Origin of the sequence: Pseudomonas sp. LG1D9, assembly GCF_002949995.1 — a bacterium.
GTDB lineage: Bacteria > Pseudomonadota > Gammaproteobacteria > Pseudomonadales > Pseudomonadaceae > Aquipseudomonas > Aquipseudomonas proteolytica.
On sequence record NZ_CP026881.1, the window covers coordinates 5077219 to 5098247 of the forward strand.

The window sequence follows — 21029 nt, forward strand, 5'->3', positions numbered from 1 at the left end:
GCATCCACCAAGAGCGTCGCCATCACGATGGCCGGCGTGGGCTGATAAAAATAACAGGAGCCAGCATGGGCCAGACTCGTTTTGCCAGTGGGCGTCAATTGGATCTGATTTGTCTTGGGCGCCTGGGCGTCGATCTGTATGCGCAGCAAGTCGGGGCGCGGCTGGAAGATGTCACCAGTTTCGCCAAATACCTGGGTGGTTCTTCCGCCAACATCGCTTTCGGCACTGCACGGTTGGGGCTCAAGTCGGCGATGTTGAGCCGGGTCGGCGACGATCATATGGGGCGCTTCCTGGTGGAGTCGTTGGTGCGTGAGGGCTGCGATGTCAGCGGTATCACCGTCGACCCGCAGCGCCTGACGGCCATGGTCCTGCTGGGCCTCAAGGACCGCGAAACCTTCCCCCTGGTGTTCTACCGCGAAAACTGCGCCGACATGGCCCTGTGCGCCGCGGATATCCGCGAACCCTTGATTGCCAGCAGCAAGGCGCTGTTGATCACCGGCACCCATTTTTCTACCGATGGCGTGTACCAGGCCAGCCTCCAGGCCCTGGACTACGCCGAGCGGCACGGCGTCAAGCGCGTGCTGGATATCGACTACCGCCCGGTGCTCTGGGGCCTGGCGAGCAAGGCTGACGGCGAGACGCGTTTTGTTGCCGACCAGAACGTCAGCCAGCACCTGCAAGGCATCCTGCCGCGCTTTGACCTGATTGTCGGCACCGAGGAAGAGTTCCTGATTGCCGGCGCCAGCCAAGACCTGCTCAGCGCCTTGCGCACGGTGCGTCAACTGACGACCGCCACGCTGGTGGTCAAGCTCGGCCCGCAAGGCTGCACGGTGATCCATGGGCCCATCCCGGCGCGCCTGGAGGACGGCGCGATCTACCCCGGTGTGCGGGTCGAAGTGCTTAACGTGCTGGGTGCCGGCGATGCGTTTATGGCGGGCTTTCTCAGCGGCTGGTTGAACGACGCCGATGACGCGCGCTGCTGCCAACTGGCCAATGCCTGCGGTGGGTTGGTGGTGTCACGCCATGCCTGCGCGCCGGCGATGCCGACCCCGGCCGAGCTTGAGTACCTGTTCAGCAGCCCTGTGCCGATCACCCGGCCGGACCAGGACCCGGTGTTGCAGCGCCTGCATCAGGTCAGTGTGCAGCGCAAGGCCTGGAAGCAGCTGTTTGTGTTCGCCTTCGATCATCGCTGGCAACTGCTGGAGCTGGCGCAAAAAGGCGGCCAGGACCCGGCGCGGATCACTGCGATCAAGCAGCTGTTTATCCAGGCGGTCGAACGCGTGGAGGGCAAGCTGCGCGAGCAGGGCGTCGAGGCCGATGTGGGCATTTTGGCCGACCAGCGTTTTGGCCAGGATGCGCTGAACGCCGCCAGTGGCCGTGGCTGGTGGGTCGCGCGCCCGGTGGAGGTCCAGGGCTCGCGGCCGCTGGCGTTCGAGCACGGCCGTTCGATCGGCAGCAACCTGATCGCCTGGCCCCAGGAGCAGATCATCAAGTGCCTGGTGCAGTTTCACCCCGACGACGAGCCGCTGCTTCGCCTGGAGCAGGAAGCGCAGCTCAAGGCCCTGTATCAAGCGGCGCAAACCAGTGGCCATGAACTGCTGTTGGAAGTGGTGCCACCCAAGGATCATCCCTCGACCTACCCGGATGTGCTCTACCGCAGCCTCAAGCGCTTGTACAACCTGGGCATCTACCCGGCGTGGTGGAAGATCGAGGCGCAGACGGCCGAGCAGTGGCGCAAGCTCGATGAGCTGATCGAGGAGCGCGATCCCTATTGCCGGGGCGTGGTATTGCTGGGCCTCAATGCCCCGGCAGATTCTTTGGCCGAGGGCTTCCAGCAGGCCAGCCAGAGCCGGACCTGCCGTGGGTTTGCCGTGGGCCGGACGATCTTTCAGGAGCCGAGCAGGGCATGGATGGCGGGTGAAATTGACGACGAAACGCTGATCCAGCAGGTGCAGCAGACCTTCGAACAACTGATCCAGGCCTGGCGCAGCGCGAGAACTTAAACACGCTCAACTGTAGGCGCAGGCAAGCCAGCTCCCACAGAAGCAGATTTCAGCAGCCTCAAGGTTAAAACAATAAAAGGTGCAGCCATGCCCGCAATCCGTATTGGCATCAACCCCATCTCCTGGAGCAACGACGACCTGCCGGCCCTGGGCGGCGAGACGCCCTTGAGCACCGCGCTCGGCGAAGGCAAGGCCATTGGCTACGCAGGTTTCGAGCTCAACGGCAAATTCCCCAAGGACGCCAAGGGCGTGGGTGATGTGTTGCGTCCCTACGACCTGGCGCTGGTCTCCGGCTGGTACTCCAGCCGCCTGGCCCGGCGCTCGGTGGCGGAAGAAATCGACGCCATCGCCAGCCATGTGCAACTGCTGCGCGACAATGGCGCCACGGTGCTGGTCTACGGCGAGGTGGCCGACTCGATCCAGGGCGCGCCGATCCGCCTGCTCGAACGCCCGCGCTTTCACAGCGAACAGGCTTGGCAGGCCTATGCCGACAAGCTCACCGAACTGGCGCGCTTTACCCTGTCCCAGGGCGTGCGCCTGGCCTATCACCACCATATGGGCGCCTATGTCGAATCCCCGGAAGACATCGACACCCTGATGCGCCTCACTGGCCCCGAGGTTGGCCTGCTGTTCGATTCGGGGCACTGCTATATGGGGGGCGGCGAACCGGTGGAGGTGCTGCGCAAGCACCTGGATCGCATCTGCCATGTGCATTTCAAGGACGTGCGCAAACCGGTGGTGCAACTGGCGCGCAACCAGATGTGGAGCTTCCCCGACTGCATCGTCAACGGCACCTTCACCGTGCCCGGCGATGGCGATATCGACTTTGCCGAGTTGCTGGACGTGCTGCTGGGCGCCGGCTACAGCGGCTGGTTGGTGGTGGAGGCCGAGCAGGATCCGGCTGTGGCGCCCAGCTATGTCTATGCGAAAAAAGGCTTCGATACCTTGCGCGCGCTGTTGGATGCGAGGGCCGGACAATGAGCCTGTTGGTCAAAAGCACGCCCCGCGGGCAAACCCTGGTCGCGCTGCCGGCCGGCGGCCTGGAGTATGTGGGGTTTAGCGCTTACCGCCTGGGCCTGGGGCAAACGCTGGCGGTCAGTGCCGACGACAAAGAGCTGTGCCTGGTGCTGCTCAGTGGTCGGGTGACGATCGAAGGCGAAGGTTTCAGTTGGCAGAACCTCGGGGATCGCCGGTCGGTGTTCGAGGATAAATCGCCGTTCGCAGCCTACCTGCCGTCAAACACGGTTGCCCAGGTGACGGCCCTGAGCGATGTGCAGATCGCCGTGTGCGCTGCGCCGGGCTCTGCTGCCGCCGGTCTTGCGCCCCGGCTAATCCGCCCCGAGCACTGCAAGCGCAGCGTGCGCGGCAAGGGCGCCAACACCCGCTATGTCTGCGACATCCTGCCCGATAGCGAACCGGCTCATTCGCTGCTGGTGGTGGAGGTGCGCACGCCGTCCGGGCATTCGTCCAGCTACCCGCCGCACAAGCACGATACCGATGACCTGCCGCACCAGAGCTTTCTGGAAGAGACCTACTACCACCAGGTCAACCCGCCCCAGGGCTTTGTGTTCCAGCGGGTGTACACCGACGACCGCAGCATCGACCAGGCCATGGCCGTGGAAAACCACGACCTGGTGGTGGTGCCCAAGGGCTATCACCCGGTCAGCGTGCCGTATGGCTACGAATCGTATTACTTGAACGTGATGGCCGGGCCCAAGCGCGCCTGGCACTTTCACAACGACCCGCAGCACAGTTGGTTGCTGGATCTCTAACGACGCCAAATCCAAAAGACACGGGTGCCAAACATGACCACAACCCGATTGACCATGGCCCAGGCCCTGGTGAAGTTCCTCGATAACCAGTACATCGAAGTCGATGGCGTGCAGAGCAAGTTCGTCGCCGGGGTGTTCACCATTTTTGGCCACGGCAATGTATTGGGCCTGGGCCAGGCCCTGGAGCAGGACAGTGGCGACCTGGTGGTGCATCAGGGCCGCAACGAGCAGGGCATGGCCCATGCCGCGATTGGTTTTGCCAAGCAGCACCTGCGGCGCAAGATCTACGCCTGTACGGCGTCGGTCGGCCCTGGCGCGGCGAATATGCTCACCGCTGCCGCGACCGCCACGGCCAATCGCATCCCGCTGTTGCTGCTGCCGGGCGATGTGTATGCCTGTCGCCAGCCGGACCCGGTGTTGCAGCAAATCGAACAATTCCATGACCTGAGTATCAGCACCAACGACGCGTTCCGCGCCGTGAGCAAATACTGGGACCGCATCAACCGCCCCGAGCAGTTGATGAGTGCGGCGATCCACGCCATGCGCGTGTTGACCGACCCGGCCGAAACCGGCGCCGTGACCCTGGCCTTGCCCCAGGATGTGCAGGCCGAGGCCTGGGATTACCCCGATTACTTCCTGCAAAAACGCGTGCACCGCCTGGACCGCCGCCCGGCCACCGACGCGATGCTGCAAGATGCCGCCGCGCTGCTCAAGTCCAAGCGCAAGCCGCTGATTATCTGCGGTGGCGGGGTCAAGTACTCCGGCGCGAATGCCGCGCTGCAAGCGTTTGCCGAGCGCTTTCAGATCCCCTTTGCCGAGACCCAGGCCGGCAAGAGCGCCATCGTCTCCAGCCACCCCTTGAATGTCGGCGGCATCGGTGAAACCGGGTGTTTGGCCGCCAACCTGCTGGCCCGGGACGCCGACCTGATCATCGGCATTGGCACGCGCTACAGCGATTTCACCACCTCCTCAAAATCGCTGTTCCAACACCCCGAGGTGCAGTTTCTCAACCTCAATATCAGCCCCGGCGATGTGCTGAAACTCGACGGGGTCCAGGTGTTGGCAGATGCCAGGGTCGGGCTGCTGGCACTGGCCGACGCGCTGGGCGATTACACCGCGCAATGGGGCGAGCAGCTACACCTGGCCCGTGCGCAAGGGGATGCCGAGGTAGATCGGGTCTATCAGGCGCGCTACACCGACGCCGACTTCACCCCCGAGATCCATGACCACATGGACCCGGCGGTGCTGCGCGAGTTTATCGAGCTGACCGGCTCCTGCCTGACCCAGAGCCAGGTACTGGGCGTACTCAACCAGACCCTGGCCGACGACGCGGTGATTGTCGCCGCCGCCGGCAGCCTGCCGGGGGATTTGCAGCGCAGTTGGCGCAGCAAAGGGGTCAATACCTATCACGTGGAGTACGGCTATTCGTGCATGGGCTACGAGATCAATGCGGCCCTGGGCGTGAAGCTGGCGGAGCCTGCGCGCGAGGTCTACGCCCTGGTCGGCGATGGCTCCTACATGATGCTGCATTCGGAGCTGGCGACCTCGATCCAGGAGCGGCGCAAGATCAACGTGGTGCTGCTGGACAACATGGCCTTCGGGTGCATCAACAACCTGCAGATGGGCAATGGCATGGACAGCTTCGGCACCGAGTTCCGCTTCCGCAACCCTGATAGCGGCAAGCTCGATGGCGGCCTGGTGCCGGTGGATTTCGCCATGAGCGCAGCGGCCTATGGCTGCAAGACCTACAAGGTCACAACCCTTGCGCAACTGCACGCCGCGTTGGCCGATGCGCGCGGGCAAAGCGTGTCGACGCTGATCGACATCAAGGTTTTGCCCAAGACCATGATCCACGGCTACCTGTCGTGGTGGCGGGTCGGTGTGGCCCAGGTGTCCACCAGCGAGCGCACCAACGCCTGCGCCAAACAACTCAATGAGCGCCTGGCCAAGGCCCGGCAGTACTGACAATAAGAGGAGTGTTGCCATGTCTTTGAAGCTGGGTGTGATCGGTACGGGCGCGATCGGCCGGGACCATATCCGCCGTTGCAGCCAGACCTTGCTCAACAGCCAGGTGGTGGCGGTCACCGATATCAACCTTGAACAGGCGGCCCAGGTGGTGGCGGACCTGCAACTCAATGCCGAGGTGTACGCCGATGGTCATGCGCTGATCCAGTCGGCGCAGGTCGAGGCGGTGTTGGTCACGTCCTGGGGGCCTAGCCACGAGGAGTTTGTGCTGGCGGCGATTGCCGCGGGCAAACCGGTGTTCTGCGAAAAGCCCCTGGCGGTCACGGCTCGGGGCTGTCGCAACATCGTCGAGGCCGAGGTAGCCCACGGCAAGCGCCTGGTCCAGGTCGGTTTCATGCGCCCGTACGACCAGGGTTATCAAGCCCTCAAGGCGGTCATCGACAGCGGCCAGATCGGTGAGCCGCTGATGCTGCACTGCGCCCACCGCAACCCGACGGTGGGCGAGAACTACAACACCGGCATGGCCATTACCGACACCTTGATCCACGAACTGGACGTGCTGCGCTGGTTGCTGGCCGATGACTATGTGTCGGTGCAGGTGGTGTTCCCGCGTAAAACCAGCAAGGCCCTGAGCCATTTGCGCGACCCGCAGATCGTGCTGCTGGAAACCGCCAGGGGCACGCGGATCGATGTGGAAGTGTTTGTGAACTGCCAGTACGGCTACGACATCCAGTGTGAAGTGGTGGGGGAGACCGGGATTGCCAAGTTGCCGGAGCCGTCCCAGGTGCAATTGCGCAGCGGCGCCAAGCTGTCGAATGCGATTTTGATGGATTGGAAAGACCGCTTTATCGCAGCCTATGACGTCGAGCTGCAGGCCTTTATCGATGGCGTGCGTGCCGGCCAGGTGGGTGGGCCATCGGCCTGGGACGGGTTTGCCGCGGCGGTGGCGGCGGATGCGTGTATCGAGGCCCAGGGCAGTGGGAAGATCGTCAAGGTCAGCTTGCCGGATCGCCCGGCGTTCTACGGCTAGCGCGGTCAATGCAGGAGCTGGCTTGCCGGCGATGGCAGTGGATCAGGTTAGAAATACTTGACTGATCTACCGCCATCGCCAGCAAGCCAGCTCCTACATTTTGATTGGGTTTGCAGATCACGAGAGGAGTTGGTTCATGCGCATCGGACTGGTTGGGTACGGCCACGGTGGCCGTTTTTTTCATGCCCCGCTGATTGCCACATTGCCCGGGGCGACGTTTGTTGGCGTGGTGACACGCTCCCCCGAGCGGCGCCAGCAACTGGCGACGGAGCATCCCGGATTGCCCGCCTTCGACAGCATTGGGCAGATCGTTGAGGTCGGGGTGGATGTGCTGGTGATTTCCACCACCCTCAAGGGGCGCCCGGCGCTGGTGCTGGAGGCTATCGAATACGGTGTGGCGGTGGTTAGCGACAAACCTTTTGCCAGCAATGCCGAGCAGGCCCAGGCACTGATTACCGCCGCCGAGCGCGAAGGGGTGAAGCTCAGCGTCTACCAGAACCGGCGCTGGGACTCCGATTACCTCACCTTGCGCAAGCTGATCGACGCTGGCGCCCTGGGCACCATCACCCGCTTTGAGTCCCGTGTGGAGCGCTACACCCCACACGCGCTGGGCAATGCCAGTGGCGGCGGGTTCCTGCGGGACCTGGGCAGCCATCTGGTGGACCAGGCCTTGCAACTGTTCGGCCCGGTGGAGCGGGTGTTTGCGCAATTGCAGTACAGCGCCGAACACCCCACGCTCGATCATGGCTTCTTCGTCTGCCTGACCCACGTCAACGGGGTGATATCCCACCTGTGGGGCAGCGCCCTGCAAAACTGCCCGGCCCCGCGCTTGCGGGTCAATGGCACGGCGGGTTGCTATACCGTCGAAGGCCTGGACGGCCAGGAGGAGGCGCTGTTGGCCGGCAAGAATCCAAAGACCGAGGGCGAACACTGGGGCGCCGAAGAACACCGACGCTGGGGCTGGTTTGAACAGGGCGCGGAACGCGAGCGTATCCCCTCGGAAAAGGGCGCCTGGAACCAGTTCTATCGCCAGTTGCAAAGCGCCGTCCAAGGCCAGGGCGAGTTACCGGTGCAGGCCAGGGATGCCTGGGAAACCACCCATGTACTGGATGCCGCCAGGCTCAGCGCCGAGCGCCGGCAAGTGGTGGAGATGGCGACGCTGGAAGGCCGAGAGTGGAAATAGAATAAAATTCTAAAATCAGTTGATATGGAAATTATTTTCCAATAAAGTCATTTCCAGGTTGCCGAAAGTCCCTCTCGACCTTCCTTCATAAAGAAGGCGTGGGGACTCAACAAAAACAAGATCAAAACAACCAGGTACCGTCAGATGAAAATCTTCAACGCTGTACTGCGCGTGTTACGTACTGCCTTCCCGCCCCGCACACGACCCTTCTATTTTTCTTTTCTCAATGTCCTTTGCGTCGAAAGCAAGGGCGCTCTGGTGTGCTGCATTCCGGGCGCCCCGGTGGTACGGCTGCCTGCCGCAAACTCATCGCTCTGATAGACGCTACTTCCAGAAAACCAACAAGAAAGTGGAGACAGACCGTTCATGAAGACCCAGATCCGTTTCGCCTCGCTGGCCTTGTCGATGATGCTCGCCAGTGGCGTGGCCGCGGCCGCCGATATCAAGATTGGCGTCAGCATGTCGCAGTTCGACGACACCTTTCTCACTTACCTGCGTGAAGATATGGACAAGCAGGCCAAGTCCTACCCCAAGGGCGATGGTGTGCAATTGCAGTTCGAAGATGCCCGCGCCGACGTGGTCAAGCAACTGAGCCAGGTCGAGAACTTTATCAGCCAGAAAGTCGATGCCATGGTGGTCAATCCGGTGGACACGGCCTCTACCGCGCGCATCACCAAAGCCGCCGTGGCAGCCGGTATCCCGCTGGTGTACGTCAACCGCCGCCCGGACCAGACCGACCTGCCCAAAGGGGTGGTGACGGTGACGTCCAATGACGTCGAGGCCGGCAAGCTGCAAATGCAGTACCTGGCCGAGAAGATGGGCGGCAAAGGCAAAATCGTGATTCTGCTGGGCGACCTGGCCAACAACTCGACGACCAATCGCACCAAGGGCGTCAAGGAGATCCTGGGTAAGTATCCGGATATCAAGATTGAGCAGGAGCAGACCGGGATCTGGCTGCGGGACAAGGGCATGACCCTGGTGAACGATTGGCTGACCCAGGGCCGTGAGTTCAATGCGGTGGTCGCCAACAACGACGAAATGGCGATTGGCGCGGCCATGGCGTTGAAAACCGCCGGCGTCAAACCGGGCAGCGTATTGATTGGCGGGGTTGATGGCACGCCCGACGGGTTGAATGCGATTACCAAGGGTGAGATGGCGCTCTCGGTGTTCCAGGATGCCAAGGGGCAGGCGGTCGGTTCGGTGGAGGCGGCAGTGAAAATGGCCAGGGGCGAGGCGGTCGAGCCAAACGTCGTGGTGCCTTTCCAACTGATCACCCCGGACAATGTCGCGTCATTCAAATAGCGTTCAATCACAACAATAAGCCAGCAGGGTGGTCACGATCGCCCTGCCGATGGAGCCCCGATATGCTCGCTCAAGCGACTGCTTTGCAGCCCACAGGCCTGGAACAACCCTACCTGCTGGAAATCGCCCATATCAGCAAAGGCTTTCCCGGCGTCGTGGCCCTGGACGATGTGCAACTGCGGGTGCGCCCCGGCTCGGTCCTGGCGCTGATGGGGGAGAACGGCGCCGGCAAGTCGACGCTGATGAAAATCATCGCCGGCATTTACCAGCCAGACGCCGGCGAAATCCGCCTGCGGGGCAAGCCGGTGGTGTTTGAGACGCCCCTGGCCGCCTTGCAGTCGGGTATCGCGATGATCCACCAGGAACTCAACCTGATGCCCCATATGAGCATCGCCGAGAACATCTGGATCGGCCGCGAGCAGCTCAATGGCCTGCGCCTGGTCAACCACCGGGCCATGCACCGCTGCACGGCCGAGTTGCTGGCGCGGCTGCGGATCAACCTCGACCCCGAGGAGCTGGTCGGCAACCTGAGCATTGCCGAGCGGCAGATGGTGGAGATTGCCAAGGCGGTGTCCTACGACTCCGACATCCTGATCATGGATGAGCCGACGTCGGCGATTACCGACAAGGAAGTGGCCCATCTGTTTTCGATCATTGCCGACCTCAAGGCCCAGGGCAAAGGCATCATCTACATCACCCATAAAATGAATGAAGTGTTTGCGATCGCCGATGAAGTGGCGGTGTTTCGCGACGGCGCCTATATCGGCCTGCAACGGGCCGACAGCATGGACAGCGACAGCTTGATCTCGATGATGGTCGGGCGTGAATTGAGCCAGCTGTTCCCGGTGCGCGACACACCCATTGGCGAGTTGCTGCTGTCGGTGCGCGACCTGCGTCTGGATGGGGTGTTCCAGGGCGTGTCCTTCGACCTGCATGCCGGTGAAATCCTCGGCATTGCCGGGCTGATGGGGTCGGGCCGTACCAATGTGGCGGAAACGATCTTCGGCATTACCCCAAGCGACGGCGGCGAAATCCGCCTCGACGGCCAGGTGCTGCGCATCAGCGACCCGCACATGGCTATCAAGCAGGGCTTTGCGCTGTTGACCGAGGATCGCAAGCTCACCGGCCTGTTCCCATGCCTGTCAGTCCTGGAAAACATGGAAATGGCGGTGCTGCCCCTTTACTCGGGTAATGGCTTCATCCAGCAAAAAGCCCTGCGGGCCTTGTGCGAAGAAATGTGCAAGAAGCTGCGGGTAAAAACCCCCTCCCTTGAGCAGTGCATCGACACCCTGTCTGGCGGCAATCAGCAAAAGGCCCTGTTGGCCCGCTGGCTGATGACCAAGCCACGGCTGTTGATCCTCGATGAACCGACCCGTGGCATCGACGTCGGCGCCAAGGCGGAGATCTATCGCTTGATCGCCTTCCTGGCCAGCGAGGGCATGGCGGTGATCATGATTTCTTCGGAGCTGCCGGAAGTGCTGGGCATGAGCGACCGGGTGATGGTGATGCACGAAGGCGATTTGATGGGCACCCTGGACCGGGCCGAGGCCACCCAGGAAAAAGTCATGCAGTTGGCTTCCGGTATGACGGCAGTCCACTAACCAATAAAAAGGTGACGGGTAATGAACGCAATACTGGAAAGCAAACCCGAGGAAAAGAAGCCCGCCACGGCACCGGTAAAGAGTCGGCGGCGGTTTCCGACCGAGTTGAGCATTTTCCTGGTGCTGATCGGTATCGGCCTGGTGTTTGAAGTGTTTGGCTGGATCGTGCGGGACCAGAGCTTTTTGATGAACTCCCAGCGCCTGGTACTGATGATCCTGCAGGTGTCGATTATCGGCTTGCTGGCGATTGGCGTGACCCAGGTGATCATTACCACGGGGATCGACCTGTCCTCGGGCTCGGTGCTGGCGCTGTCGGCGATGATTGCCGCGAGCCTGGCGCAAACTTCGGACTTTTCCCGCGCGGTGTTTCCATCGCTGACGGACTTGCCGGTGTGGATCCCGGTGGTAGCGGGGCTGGGCGTGGGCCTGCTGGCGGGGGCGATCAACGGCAGCATCATCGCCATTACCGGGATCCCGCCGTTTATCGCGACCCTTGGCATGATGGTGTCGGCCCGCGGCCTGGCGCGCTATTACACCGAGGGCCAGCCGGTGAGCATGCTGTCGGATTCCTACACGGCCATCGGCCATGGCGCGATGCCGGTGATCATTTTCCTGGTGGTGGCGGTGATCTTCCACATTGCCCTGCGCTACACCAAGTACGGCAAGTACACCTACGCCATCGGCGGCAATATGCAGGCGGCGCGTACCTCGGGAATCAACGTCAAGCGGCATTTGATCATCGTCTACAGCATCGCCGGGCTGCTGGCGGGGCTGGCCGGTGTGGTGGCCTCGGCCCGTGCGGCGACCGGGCAGGCCGGGATGGGCATGTCTTATGAGCTGGACGCGATTGCCGCTGCGGTGATCGGCGGTACCAGCCTGGCGGGCGGGGTAGGGCGCATCACCGGCACGGTGATTGGCGCGCTGATCCTCGGGGTGATGGCCAGCGGGTTTACCTTCGTGGGGGTGGATGCCTACATCCAGGACATCATCAAGGGCCTGATCATCGTGGTGGCAGTGGTGATCGACCAGTACCGCAACAAGCGCAAGCTCAAGCGCTAACCAATCCAGACAGATAGCGCAGTAGTGGCGAGCGGGCTTGCCCCGCGCTGGGCTGCGAAGCAGCCCCAATAAGCCCGCCGCGTTTCTTCAGATAAACCACGATGGCCGGGTTTGGGGCTGCTTCGCCGCCCAGCGCGGGCGATGCGGCGTTCCGACAAGCCCGCTCGCCACGGGAGAGGTTGCGTAGGTACCTCGGCCGCTCCTACATTTGTCCACCGGTAGCCATTCGCTAACCGTTTGTCTTCTATATAGCTCCACAACACTGAATTTCTTGCTATAAACGCACTCCGATAACCGCCTGCCGAGCCCGTCCTGGTGCCTTTTGGGGGAATGTCGGACAAATTGCCTGTCATTTCAGTTGCTGCGCCCTCAAGTCAGCCGTAGACTGCCGCCCCTCGTAAATTGAGTGCCGGGTGGCGCTTGGAATGGACGGCGTCTTTCCCCGATCTGCAGAGGTTGGCCGGAACGCTCCCTTATTCGCCTTAATGCACGTATTTTTTATAGAGAAATCAATGACAAAGGAAAAGTTGCTGGCCATGCCGGCGGATGACTACATGAATGCCGAGCAGCACGCTTTTTTCGAGCAGTTGTTGCAAGACATGAAAGTCGAGCACCACGAGCGCATTGAGCAGAACCGCATCGCCATTGAAAGCCTGGATACCCCGGCTGACCCGGCTGATGCAGCTTCGGTAGAAGAAGAGCGCACCTGGTTGGTCAATGCCATCGACCGTGACCAGCGCATGCTGCCGCAACTTGAGCAGGCCCTGGGCCGGATCAAGGAAGATTCCTTTGGCTGGTGTGACGACAGCGGCGAGCCTATCGGCCTCAAGCGCCTGCTGATCAGCCCGACCACCAAATACTGCATCGAAGCGCAAGAGCGCCACGAGCAAATCGACAAGCATCAGCGCCAAGCCTGATCTGTCCGCCCCTGTAGGAGCGAGCTTGCTCGCGAAAGTCGTCAACGATTACACGTGTATTCTGGATAAACGTGTTGTCCCTGAGTTCTTCGCGAGCAAGTTCGCTCCTACATCAGGTGAGCGTCAGCAACCTCATCCCCCAGTCTATTGATCTGCTGCAAGCCCTAACACCAAAGGCCCATAGATAATGGCTAATTAGTGGCGTTTAATGCAGGGACAACAATGACAAGCAGTGGGGTGACAAGCATGGCCGGGGATGGATCTCTGATGGGCGCCGCCGTGGCGCCGCACGCGGTGAGCCGCCAACTGCCTGGCTGGGTAACACCGCTCCTGCAAAGCATCGCCCTGGTGCTGGTCCTGTTGGGCCTGGCGTTTGTCGACCTGCCGATCTACCTCTGCGTACCCGTCGCCCTGCTGCTGGTCTGGCTGCCGCGCCTGAAAAAAACGCCGCGCAGCCTCGCGCCTGATGTGGCCGAGGATGCCATGGGCGCGTTGACTCGCGATCTGTCCTACACCACCAGCCATAATGCGTTGTCAGCCGCTGGCGTGGCCTACTCGGTCAAGCAACTGGCGGCCCGGGTGCAATCGCAATTGGGCGCCGCCCAGCAAATTGTTAGCAGTGCCGAAGTGATGATTGGCACCGAGCAGCTGACATCCCAACTCAGTCGTGAAGCCCTCGGCGCGGCGGGCCAGGCCCATCAGCGCAGCACCGAGGGGCGCGCGGTGCTGGGGGAGTCCATCAGCCGTATGCATCAACTCAGCCAGCGCGCCAGTGATAGCCGGCAATTGATCGAGGCCCTGAGCCAGCGCAGCGAAGAGATCCAGCGCGTGACCCTGGTGATTCAGTCCATCGCCAGCCAGACCAACCTGTTGGCCTTGAATGCCGCCATTGAAGCCGCCCGTGCCGGCGAGCATGGGCGCGGGTTCGCCGTGGTGGCCGATGAAGTGCGTGGGCTGGCGGGTCGTACGGCGACCGCCACCGATGAAGTGGGGGTGATGGTGGCTGATATCCAGCAGCGTACCGCGCAGGTGGTGGAGCAAATCCGCCAACTGTCCGTGGATCTGCAGGCTGGTGTCGAGCAGGTGGAACACGCCGGCGAGCAACTGGAGAGCATTGCCACCTTGGCGGCGGGCGTGGAAGGCCAGGTCAACGCCATTGCCCAGGGCACGGAGACCAATCGGGTGCAACTCGACAGCCTGTTCCACGCGGTGGAGCAGATGCGTAGCGACTTGACCGTCAGCGACCAGCAAACCCAGCAGTTGGCCGAGGCCGCGGTGCAAATGGAAGGGCAGGCCGAAACGATCAGCGAGCGTCTGGCCGAAGTCGGGCTGGACGACTATCACCAACGAATCTACGACCTGGCCCGCGAAGGCGCGAGCCGCATCGGCGCGCAGTTCGAGGCGGATGTCCAACAGAACCGCATCAGCCTCGATGACTTGTTCAATCGCAGCTACACCCCGATTGCCAACAGCCACCCAACCAAATACCACAGCCGTTTCGACGGCTACACCGACCAGGTGTTGCCGGCTATCCAGGAAGCCTTGCTGCCCCGTCACGAAGGTTTGGTGTTCGCCATTGCCTGCACGCCACAGGGCTATGTGCCGACGCACAACAAGGCGTTTTCCCAGGCGCTGACCGGCGATGCCGCGGTGGACGCCGTGAACAATCGCACCAAGCGCAAATTTGAAGACCGCACCGGGATTCGCTGCGGCAGTCACCAGCAGGCGGTGCTGTTGCAAACCTATACCCGCGATACCGGGGAGCTGATGCACGATCTGTCGGTGCCGATCATGGTCAATGGCCGACATTGGGGTGGCTTGCGCCTGGGCTACAAACCCGAAGGGCGCTAGGCCCAGGCACCGATTGTTGCGCGTTATGCAAGGAAGCTTTTACGCCGATAGCTTTTTCCGGCGAAAGGAACCGCTTAAGATGCTGCACATTGTTAGCTAGCTAACTAATCCTGCGGAGAACTTCCATGCAAAGCAAAGTCGATGTGGCGGTGATGATTGGCAGTGGTGTGCCACAGACCCTGCGTGCGCGGGGCCTGAGGGCGTGCTGGGTGGTGTTGCTCAATGGTGAACAGCGCGGCACGGCCTTCGCCAGCCGCGACGAAGCCCAGGAATGCCGTGCCGCCTGGCAGGCACTGCTGGACCTGGAGCAATCCGACCGCCTGCATTGAGTGGCGGTTAAACGTTTTGGTGCAGGCGCTGGTTGAGTTCATCCACGGCAATCGCCCAGTCCGCATCTTCGCGTAGTTCTTCCTTGAGGAACTGCGCCTGTTGCGGGCTCCAGAAGGGGGCGTCGATCAGCTTCACATCTTCTGCCAGGGGGTGCTGATCGATAAAACGATCGATTGCCGCCGGCGAGGCTTCCAGCCCCAATTGTTCGAACAGGTCGTGCAGGGTATGGGTGGGCGCGTCCATTTCATTCTCCAAAAGAGTGAGTCTCTACGGGTATGGGAGGCGCACCAGCGCGCATAGTTCGATTTGTTCAAGCCGCGCCTTGATGGGGCGTCTTGCCCAGAAGCGCTTCCAACTCCTTGGCCAAGGCACAGGCCTTGTTGTGGTCGCTGCGAAAGCCTTTGATTCTGCCGCTGGGTACTTCCAGGATATGGAAAAAATTCCTCCCGGCCGGGACGACCCGGTACAGTGCAAAACCTGCGCACACGCCATGGGCGTACACGCTGTAGAATAGCGCGCTATCCTTGCAGGGCAGGGTGCCGGAAGTCTGTGTCGGTTGGCGTTGAACTCGTTGCATGGCCAGCTCCTGTCGATCTGTTGACCTGCTTGCAGCATTTCGGGTGGTTTTAAGCCGTGTTGCTGTTCTAATATTGTTGTTGGCAGCCCACGTTCGGTTCCATCCAACGTTTTTCCGTTGTTTTTGGCTGTCGGAAACCACTCTTTCAAATGGGGTATTCTCTGAAGTGGGGCGTCCAGTGTTCTCTGGCCGATAAACCTGTGATTTCCTGCACTGCCTGACGACTTGTACAAGGCCTGTCAGGCCAGGCTGTACGAGTCTGGCGGGAATCAACTTCAGTATGTTTTTTCAATGTGTCGTGCCGTATCGGCCTTTTTTGTGCTGTCTGCCTGGCGGGCAGCGCTTTTTTTGATGTGGGGGCGTTTCCTTGGCAGTCAGTAATCTGGATATGCACGCATTGTTCGTGCTGGGTGATTTGCGCGCGAAGTTGGTTAAACAGTTTCAGTCGCGGTTTGTTTACATCACTGAACAAACCCCTGAAGGCATTTACATTGCCGAAATCGATACCGAAACAGCGCTAGTGGTAGATGACAAACCCCGTTTGGAACTCAAGGTCGGCGATCATTTTCGCGCGGCGGTACTGCCCAGTCGTGAAGGTGGCAAGTTCGAACTGAAGTTTCGCGACATCAAGTTGACGGTCTATGGCCTGGGGGACTACGCGTTTGTTTCCACGGCGCAGGGCGAAGGCATTGTGTTCAAGGAAGGCCACAGCGTGATGCTGGTGTTCGCGGCCAATGAACAATTGCAGGAAGGCCTGAGCAAAACCCTCAAGGCCGTGACCGGCAAGGCCGCCAAGTGGCGCAAGGGTGAGCTGGTGAGCTTCAAGGCCAGCGAATAATGAGTGACGGCCGGGCCCTGTTTCACCAGCAACACCAAGCGCAGGCCCAAGCCAAGGCCGCCGAACTGCTTGCCCGCAAAGATGATCTGCAGGGCGCCTGGTTGAACTGGGTCGCCAGTCAACTCTATGCACTGCGGCCCGCCGAGTACGCCAGCATGGTGCGCCGGGAGCTGCAGCGTTTGCAGCAACAGCCCTGAATACCTGCAACCCTTTGAACCTCTACTACAGTTCTGTGGACTTAATTGTTCAGGGCTTTGGCGGTGTGAAAGCAAAGCCATCCGCCATGGCTGTGTAAACGCGAGGTTCAAAGGCATGAAAGCAATTCGAGCGCTGTTGGCAGCGTCCCTTACCACCCTGGGCCTGTCGATGGCGGCCGCACCGGTAACGGCTGCCCAGGCGCCCATTCACTTTGCCGACCTGAATTGGGAAAGTGGCAGCCTGATCACTGAAGTTCTGCGGTTTATCGTCGAAAAGGGCTATGACCTGCCCACCGATACTTTGCCTGGCACCACCATCACCCTGGAAACCGCCCTGGCCAAAAATGATATCCAGGTGATCGGCGAGGAATGGGCGGGACGCAGCCCGGTTTGGGTCAAGGCGGAATCTGAAGGCAAGGTGGTCGGCCTGGGCGATATCGTCAAGGGCGCGACCGAAGGCTGGTGGGTGCCTGAATACGTGATCAAGGGCGACCCGGCCAAGGGCATCGCTGCGTCGGCGCCTGAGCTGCGCAGCGTGACCGACCTGGTGCGCTACAAAGACGTGTTCAAGGACCCGGAAGCCCCAGGCAAGGGGCGCTTTCTCAACAGCCCCATCGGCTGGACCTCGGAAGTGGTCAATAAGCAGAAGCTCAAGGCTTACGGCCTGGACGAGAGCTACGTCAACTTTCGCAGCGGTTCTGGCGCGGCGCTGGACGCCGAGATCGCCTCGTCGATCCGCCGTGGCAAGCCGATCCTGTTCTATTACTGGTCGCCGACGCCACTGATGGGGCGCTACAAGCTGATCCAGCTGGAGGAGCCACCGTTCGACGCCGAGGCCTGGAAGACCCTGACCGACGCCGACAACCCCAACCCCCGGCCAACGCGCTCGTTGGCGTCCAAGCTGAGCATTGGCGTGTCTACGCCGTTCCAGCAGCAGTATCCGCAGATTGCGCAATTCTTTGAGAAGGTCGATTTCCCGATTGAACCGCTCAACCAGGCCCTGGCGAAAATGAGCGAAAAACACACCCCACCCCGTGAAGTGGCGCAGGCGTTTCTCAAGGAACATCCGCAGGTATGGAAGGCCTGGCTGACAGAGGACGTGGCCGCCAAGGTCGAAGCCAGCCTCAAATAACCTTTGATATGAAGGTCCAAATGTGGGAGCGGGCTTGCCCGCGATTGCGGCGGGTCAGTTAGTTAGATGCCTACTGACACACCGCTATCGCGAGCAAGCCCGCTCCCACAGGTTTAACTGCATTCCAGCTCTAGAACCTGGTCTGCACCGCCAACTCGAAGGTGCGCGGCGATCCCAGGTAATACGCTGGCGACACATGGGCAAACTGCGCATACACCTCATTGGTCAGGTTGCGCACCCGGCCTGTCACCGAGGTGTGTTGATCGACCTTGTAGGTGAGGAACGTGCCGAACAGGGTGTATGCTGGCACGGTCAGGGTGTTGGCATTGTCGGCGTACACCTGCGCCACGTACCGCGCGTCCACGCCACCTTGCCAGGCCGGGGTGATGTCATAGGTCAGCCACAGGTTGCCCACTCGTTTCGGCACGTTGGTCGGGGTATTGCCCTTGCGCGACACCACTGCACCGCTGGCGATTTTCTCGTTGAAGTCATCGTATTGCGCGTCGACCCAGGCGAAGTTGCCCTCTGCCAACAGCTTGGGAGTGATGCGCAACGAACTGGCCAACTCGATGCCCTTGGACGACTGCGCGCCCACCGCAAGGCTGCGGGTAGGGTCTTGTGGGTCGGTCACCGCAAAGTCCTTGCGTTCGATGTGGTAGGCGGCAACGGTGGCTGAGCCGCGCCCGTCCAGGTAATCGAACTTGCTGCCCACTTCCCATTGCTTGCCAGTGGAGACATCAAATACCTGGGTGGTGCTGGTGGGCTGTTCGGCAGCGGTGCTGTATTGCACATAGACATTGGCCGTAGGGATGAATTGGTAGGTCAGGCCCACGCGCCCGGTGACCGGCTCCCAACGGCGTTTGACGTTAGGCTGATTGTCGCGATGGCTGGTCACGTCCAGGTCGATGGCGTCATAACGCAGGCCGGTCAGCAGCGACAGCTGGTCGGTCAGGCCCAGGAGGTTCTCGACGAACAGCGCCTTGGTCGTCACTTCGGTGGTCTTGTCCTTGATAAAGCCTGGTTTGGTGCCAGGAAGGTCGTAGAAATGCCCAGGGTCGTAGTGGTTCGGGTCCACTGCGTTCTTGCCGGGCACATTCAGCGGGCTGGCGGTGGTGCTGTTGACCTTGTATTCGAAACCGCCCGACCAGGTGGTGGCCAGGCCGAACACGCTACTGTCATGGCGCAGCTCGAACTGGTTGCCGTCCTGCTCGCCCTGATGGCGCACCTGATAGGCCGTCGAACGGTTCACCATGCTGTTGTCGGGGCTGTACTGGTAGGTCTCCAGGTTGCGGTAGTCGCGCTGGCTGTCGAGGTGATAGAGGGTGTTGCGCAGGGTGGTGCTGTCGTTGATCCGGTAGTCGATGATCGAGCGGGCCCAGATCGTGCGTTGCTCGTAGCGACCATCGGCGACGTTGTAGTTGTTGAAACGGTTGTGCTTGTCGATCTTCAGCTCGCCGGCCTTGGGGTTGAGCACCGGGGTGCCCCAGTAGGGGCTGTCCTCGTGTTCATCCTGATACTCCAGGGCCAAGGTGTGGGACAGGTTGGGCGTCAAGTCACTGAGCAAGGAGAAGGCCACGCTCCAGGCATCGCGTTGCTGGCGGTCGATATGCGTGTGGTTGGTGTTGCGGCTGACGTCCAGGCGCGCGTAGTGCTGCACCTCGGCGCCGGGTTCGGTCAGGGCGTGGTTCAGGCCCAGGGCGATGCCGGTGGTGTCGTAGCTGCCGTAGTTGAGCTGGCCTTCGACGGCCTGTTCTTCGCGGGTGGCGAGCTTGGTCACGTAGTTCAGCGAGCCGCCCACGGAGCCGGCGCCGTTGATCAGCGAGGAAGGGCCGCCCACCAGTTCGACGCGGTCATAAATCCATGCATCCACAGGGCGTGCCAGGCCACCGGCGACGTTGATGCCATTGAACATCTGGGTGATCTGGCTGCTGGTAAATCCTCGATAGGAGATAAACCCGCCAAACCCCGGCGGCGCACTGGCGTTGACCCCGGGCAAGGTGTTGGCCGCATCCTGGAAGGTCTTGGCGCCACGGCGCTCGATATCGTTGCGGTCAGCGATGCTGATCGAGGCCGGGGTTTCCCGCACGCTCAGGCCCAGGCGCGAGGCCATGCCGCTGGATTGGTCCAGGGCCAGGCCCGGCTCGTTGGCGGCGGCGCCGTCAATGGTGGTGGGCGCCAACTCAAGGGCCCAGGCGCAAAAAGGCAGGCAGCCGAACAGGCCCGCCAATAGTGGTAAATGTTTCATCGATAAATCCTGAAAAGCATGGCTTGCAAGCAGCGCACAGCCTTGCGCGCTTCCCTGGGGAAACAGCAACGTGTGCGGATCAAAAAGCGCAGGGATCAGGCGTAGGCGGGTGGGGCGCGCGGATTAGCCGCAGGCCAGGTAAAACGGGCGGGAATGTCTGCGGTGAGCACCACCGCCGGTGGTGGTGCGTGGGGTTGAGGCAGCACCGCAACGTTAAGGCTGGAGTTGAGCGCCGGGCCCATGCCGCCGGTGGAACACAGCGGGCAACCGAAGGCCTTGGACAGTGTGGGCAGGGACTCATCGCCCGTGTTTACGGGGGCTGGCGCCTGGGTGCGAGGGTCTACGGTACAGAACTGGCCGCCAATGCCGTTGAGCTGCATGCCAACCATTTGCCCATGACCAATACTGCAGGCGAACACGTTGAACAGGACGCAGCCATAGAGCATCCAGGCAATCAACGAGCGGTCGGCACGGGCGAGTTTCATGGGGCGGCACTTTATCACCAGACGACTAAATGCCTGCAAAAAATCTGAAAAGGACTATCCTCTTTCGGACTTTTTAAGGGGTATCCAGCCATGAGCTTTGTTATTGCGAGGTGGGTCGTCGGGGTATTTGCATTTATCAGCATGGTCCATGTGTACTGGGCCGCGGGTGGCAAGCTAGGCAGTACGGCGGCGATCCCGCAACTGCCCGGCGAGTTCGCCAGCGGGCCACGCCCGGCGTTCAAACCGTCGGCGTTGGGCACCTTCCTGGTGGCCGTGGGGCTGGTGCTGATAGCGCTGTTGGTTTGCCTGCGGGCCGGGCTGTTTTTCCAGCCGGTGGGGCATCAGGCTTTGCAGTGGGGGATCAGCGCGATTGCCCTGATCATGTTTGCACGGGCAATTGGTGATTCGGAGCTGGTGGGCTTTTTCAAGAAGGTCGGTGGGTCGCGGTTTGCCCGGCTGGATACGTTTTTCTACTCGCCGCTGTGCCTGGTGTTGGGGACGGGGCTGTTGGTCGTCGCCTGGACCTGACTGACACAGCACCG

20 protein-coding genes are annotated in these 21029 nt (G+C 61.4%); 16 read left to right on the forward strand and 4 right to left on the reverse strand.

What is annotated here, in order from left to right; translation table 11 throughout:
* Window positions 1-65: 65 nt before the first annotated feature.
* The 12 genes from iolC (at window position 66) to C5F71_RS23595 (ending at window position 15012) form a co-directional block, all read left to right on the forward strand.
* A complete protein-coding gene (iolC, locus tag C5F71_RS23540) occupies window positions 66-2003 on the forward strand; it encodes a 5-dehydro-2-deoxygluconokinase (RefSeq protein WP_104912081.1) in 1938 nt (645 codons plus the stop codon).
* Window positions 2004-2090: 87 nt separating this feature from the next.
* On the forward strand, window positions 2091-2984 hold the full coding sequence (iolE, locus tag C5F71_RS23545) for a myo-inosose-2 dehydratase (RefSeq protein ID WP_092235536.1): 894 nt from the start codon (window positions 2091-2093) through the stop codon (window positions 2982-2984).
* Window positions 2981-3775, forward strand: coding sequence for a 5-deoxy-glucuronate isomerase (iolB, locus tag C5F71_RS23550; protein WP_104912082.1), 795 nt, complete (start codon window positions 2981-2983; stop codon window positions 3773-3775). Before iolE ends, iolB begins: the two co-directional genes overlap by 4 nt.
* A gap of 33 nt (window positions 3776-3808) precedes the next feature.
* A complete protein-coding gene (iolD, locus tag C5F71_RS23555; RefSeq protein WP_104912083.1) occupies window positions 3809-5740 on the forward strand; it encodes a 3D-(3,5/4)-trihydroxycyclohexane-1,2-dione acylhydrolase (decyclizing) in 1932 nt (643 codons plus the stop codon).
* Window positions 5741-5759: 19 nt separating this feature from the next.
* Window positions 5760-6770, forward strand: coding sequence for a Gfo/Idh/MocA family protein (locus C5F71_RS23560; protein WP_104912084.1), 1011 nt, complete (start codon window positions 5760-5762; stop codon window positions 6768-6770).
* A gap of 136 nt (window positions 6771-6906) precedes the next feature.
* Window positions 6907-7953 (forward strand): Gfo/Idh/MocA family oxidoreductase, encoded by a 1047-nt coding sequence (locus tag C5F71_RS23565; protein WP_104912085.1) that lies wholly within the window; start codon window positions 6907-6909, stop codon window positions 7951-7953.
* A gap of 366 nt (window positions 7954-8319) precedes the next feature.
* Window positions 8320-9255 carry a sugar ABC transporter substrate-binding protein gene (locus tag C5F71_RS23570; RefSeq protein ID WP_029293060.1) on the forward strand — a complete coding sequence of 312 codons (936 nt, stop codon included), beginning with the start codon at window positions 8320-8322 and terminating at the stop codon, window positions 9253-9255.
* A 62-nt stretch (window positions 9256-9317) separates the two neighbouring features.
* Window positions 9318-10856 carry a sugar ABC transporter ATP-binding protein gene (locus C5F71_RS23575; RefSeq protein WP_104912086.1) on the forward strand — a complete coding sequence of 513 codons (1539 nt, stop codon included), beginning with the start codon at window positions 9318-9320 and terminating at the stop codon, window positions 10854-10856.
* A 21-nt stretch (window positions 10857-10877) separates the two neighbouring features.
* Window positions 10878-11915, forward strand: coding sequence for an ABC transporter permease (locus C5F71_RS23580; protein ID WP_029293056.1), 1038 nt, complete (start codon window positions 10878-10880; stop codon window positions 11913-11915).
* 512 nt (window positions 11916-12427) lie between these two features.
* Window positions 12428-12832 carry a TraR/DksA C4-type zinc finger protein gene (locus tag C5F71_RS23585; RefSeq protein WP_010173153.1) on the forward strand — a complete coding sequence of 135 codons (405 nt, stop codon included), beginning with the start codon at window positions 12428-12430 and terminating at the stop codon, window positions 12830-12832.
* Window positions 12833-13462: 630 nt separating this feature from the next.
* Window positions 13463-14683, forward strand: a complete 1221-nt coding sequence (locus tag C5F71_RS23590; protein ID WP_371128919.1) for a methyl-accepting chemotaxis protein — start codon at window positions 13463-13465, stop codon at window positions 14681-14683.
* Between the two features lie 125 nt (window positions 14684-14808).
* A complete protein-coding gene (locus C5F71_RS23595) occupies window positions 14809-15012 on the forward strand; it encodes a hypothetical protein (protein WP_104912088.1) in 204 nt (67 codons plus the stop codon).
* 7 nt (window positions 15013-15019) lie between these two features.
* Here C5F71_RS23595 and C5F71_RS23600 read toward each other — a convergent pair whose 3' ends face one another.
* Entirely contained in the window at window positions 15020-15256 is a 237-nt protein-coding gene (locus C5F71_RS23600) for a DUF2789 domain-containing protein (RefSeq protein WP_029293048.1), read from the reverse strand.
* A 67-nt stretch (window positions 15257-15323) separates the two neighbouring features.
* Window positions 15324-15590, reverse strand: a complete 267-nt coding sequence (locus C5F71_RS23605) for a hypothetical protein (RefSeq protein ID WP_104912089.1) — start codon at window positions 15588-15590, stop codon at window positions 15324-15326.
* A gap of 388 nt (window positions 15591-15978) precedes the next feature.
* Here C5F71_RS23605 and C5F71_RS23610 point away from each other — a divergent pair, with 388 nt between their 5' ends.
* The 3 genes from C5F71_RS23610 (at window position 15979) to C5F71_RS23620 (ending at window position 17757) form a co-directional block, all read left to right on the forward strand.
* The gene (locus C5F71_RS23610) at window positions 15979-16428 is read left to right on the forward strand and encodes a hypothetical protein (protein ID WP_029293046.1); all 450 of its coding nucleotides are present in this window, start codon (window positions 15979-15981) and stop codon (window positions 16426-16428) included.
* The gene (locus C5F71_RS23615; RefSeq protein WP_104912090.1) at window positions 16428-16625 is read left to right on the forward strand and encodes a hypothetical protein; all 198 of its coding nucleotides are present in this window, start codon (window positions 16428-16430) and stop codon (window positions 16623-16625) included. Before C5F71_RS23610 ends, C5F71_RS23615 begins: the two co-directional genes overlap by 1 nt.
* A 115-nt stretch (window positions 16626-16740) precedes the next feature.
* On the forward strand, window positions 16741-17757 hold the full coding sequence (locus tag C5F71_RS23620; RefSeq protein ID WP_104912091.1) for an ABC transporter substrate-binding protein: 1017 nt from the start codon (window positions 16741-16743) through the stop codon (window positions 17755-17757).
* A gap of 130 nt (window positions 17758-17887) precedes the next feature.
* On the opposite strand, the gene C5F71_RS23625 is transcribed toward C5F71_RS23620, so the two are convergent.
* Complete coding sequence (locus tag C5F71_RS23625) at window positions 17888-20002, reverse strand: TonB-dependent siderophore receptor (RefSeq protein WP_104912092.1); 2115 nt, start codon at window positions 20000-20002, stop codon at window positions 17888-17890.
* 95 nt (window positions 20003-20097) lie between these two features.
* Window positions 20098-20487: a DUF2946 family protein gene (locus C5F71_RS23630; protein WP_070995238.1), complete on the reverse strand. Its 390-nt coding sequence runs from the start codon at window positions 20485-20487 to the stop codon at window positions 20098-20100.
* Between the two features lie 90 nt (window positions 20488-20577).
* Between C5F71_RS23630 and C5F71_RS23635 the strand changes: the two genes are divergently transcribed.
* Window positions 20578-21015 (forward strand): DUF3995 domain-containing protein, encoded by a 438-nt coding sequence (locus C5F71_RS23635; protein ID WP_070995239.1) that lies wholly within the window; start codon window positions 20578-20580, stop codon window positions 21013-21015.
* Window positions 21016-21029: the final 14 nt, after the last annotated feature.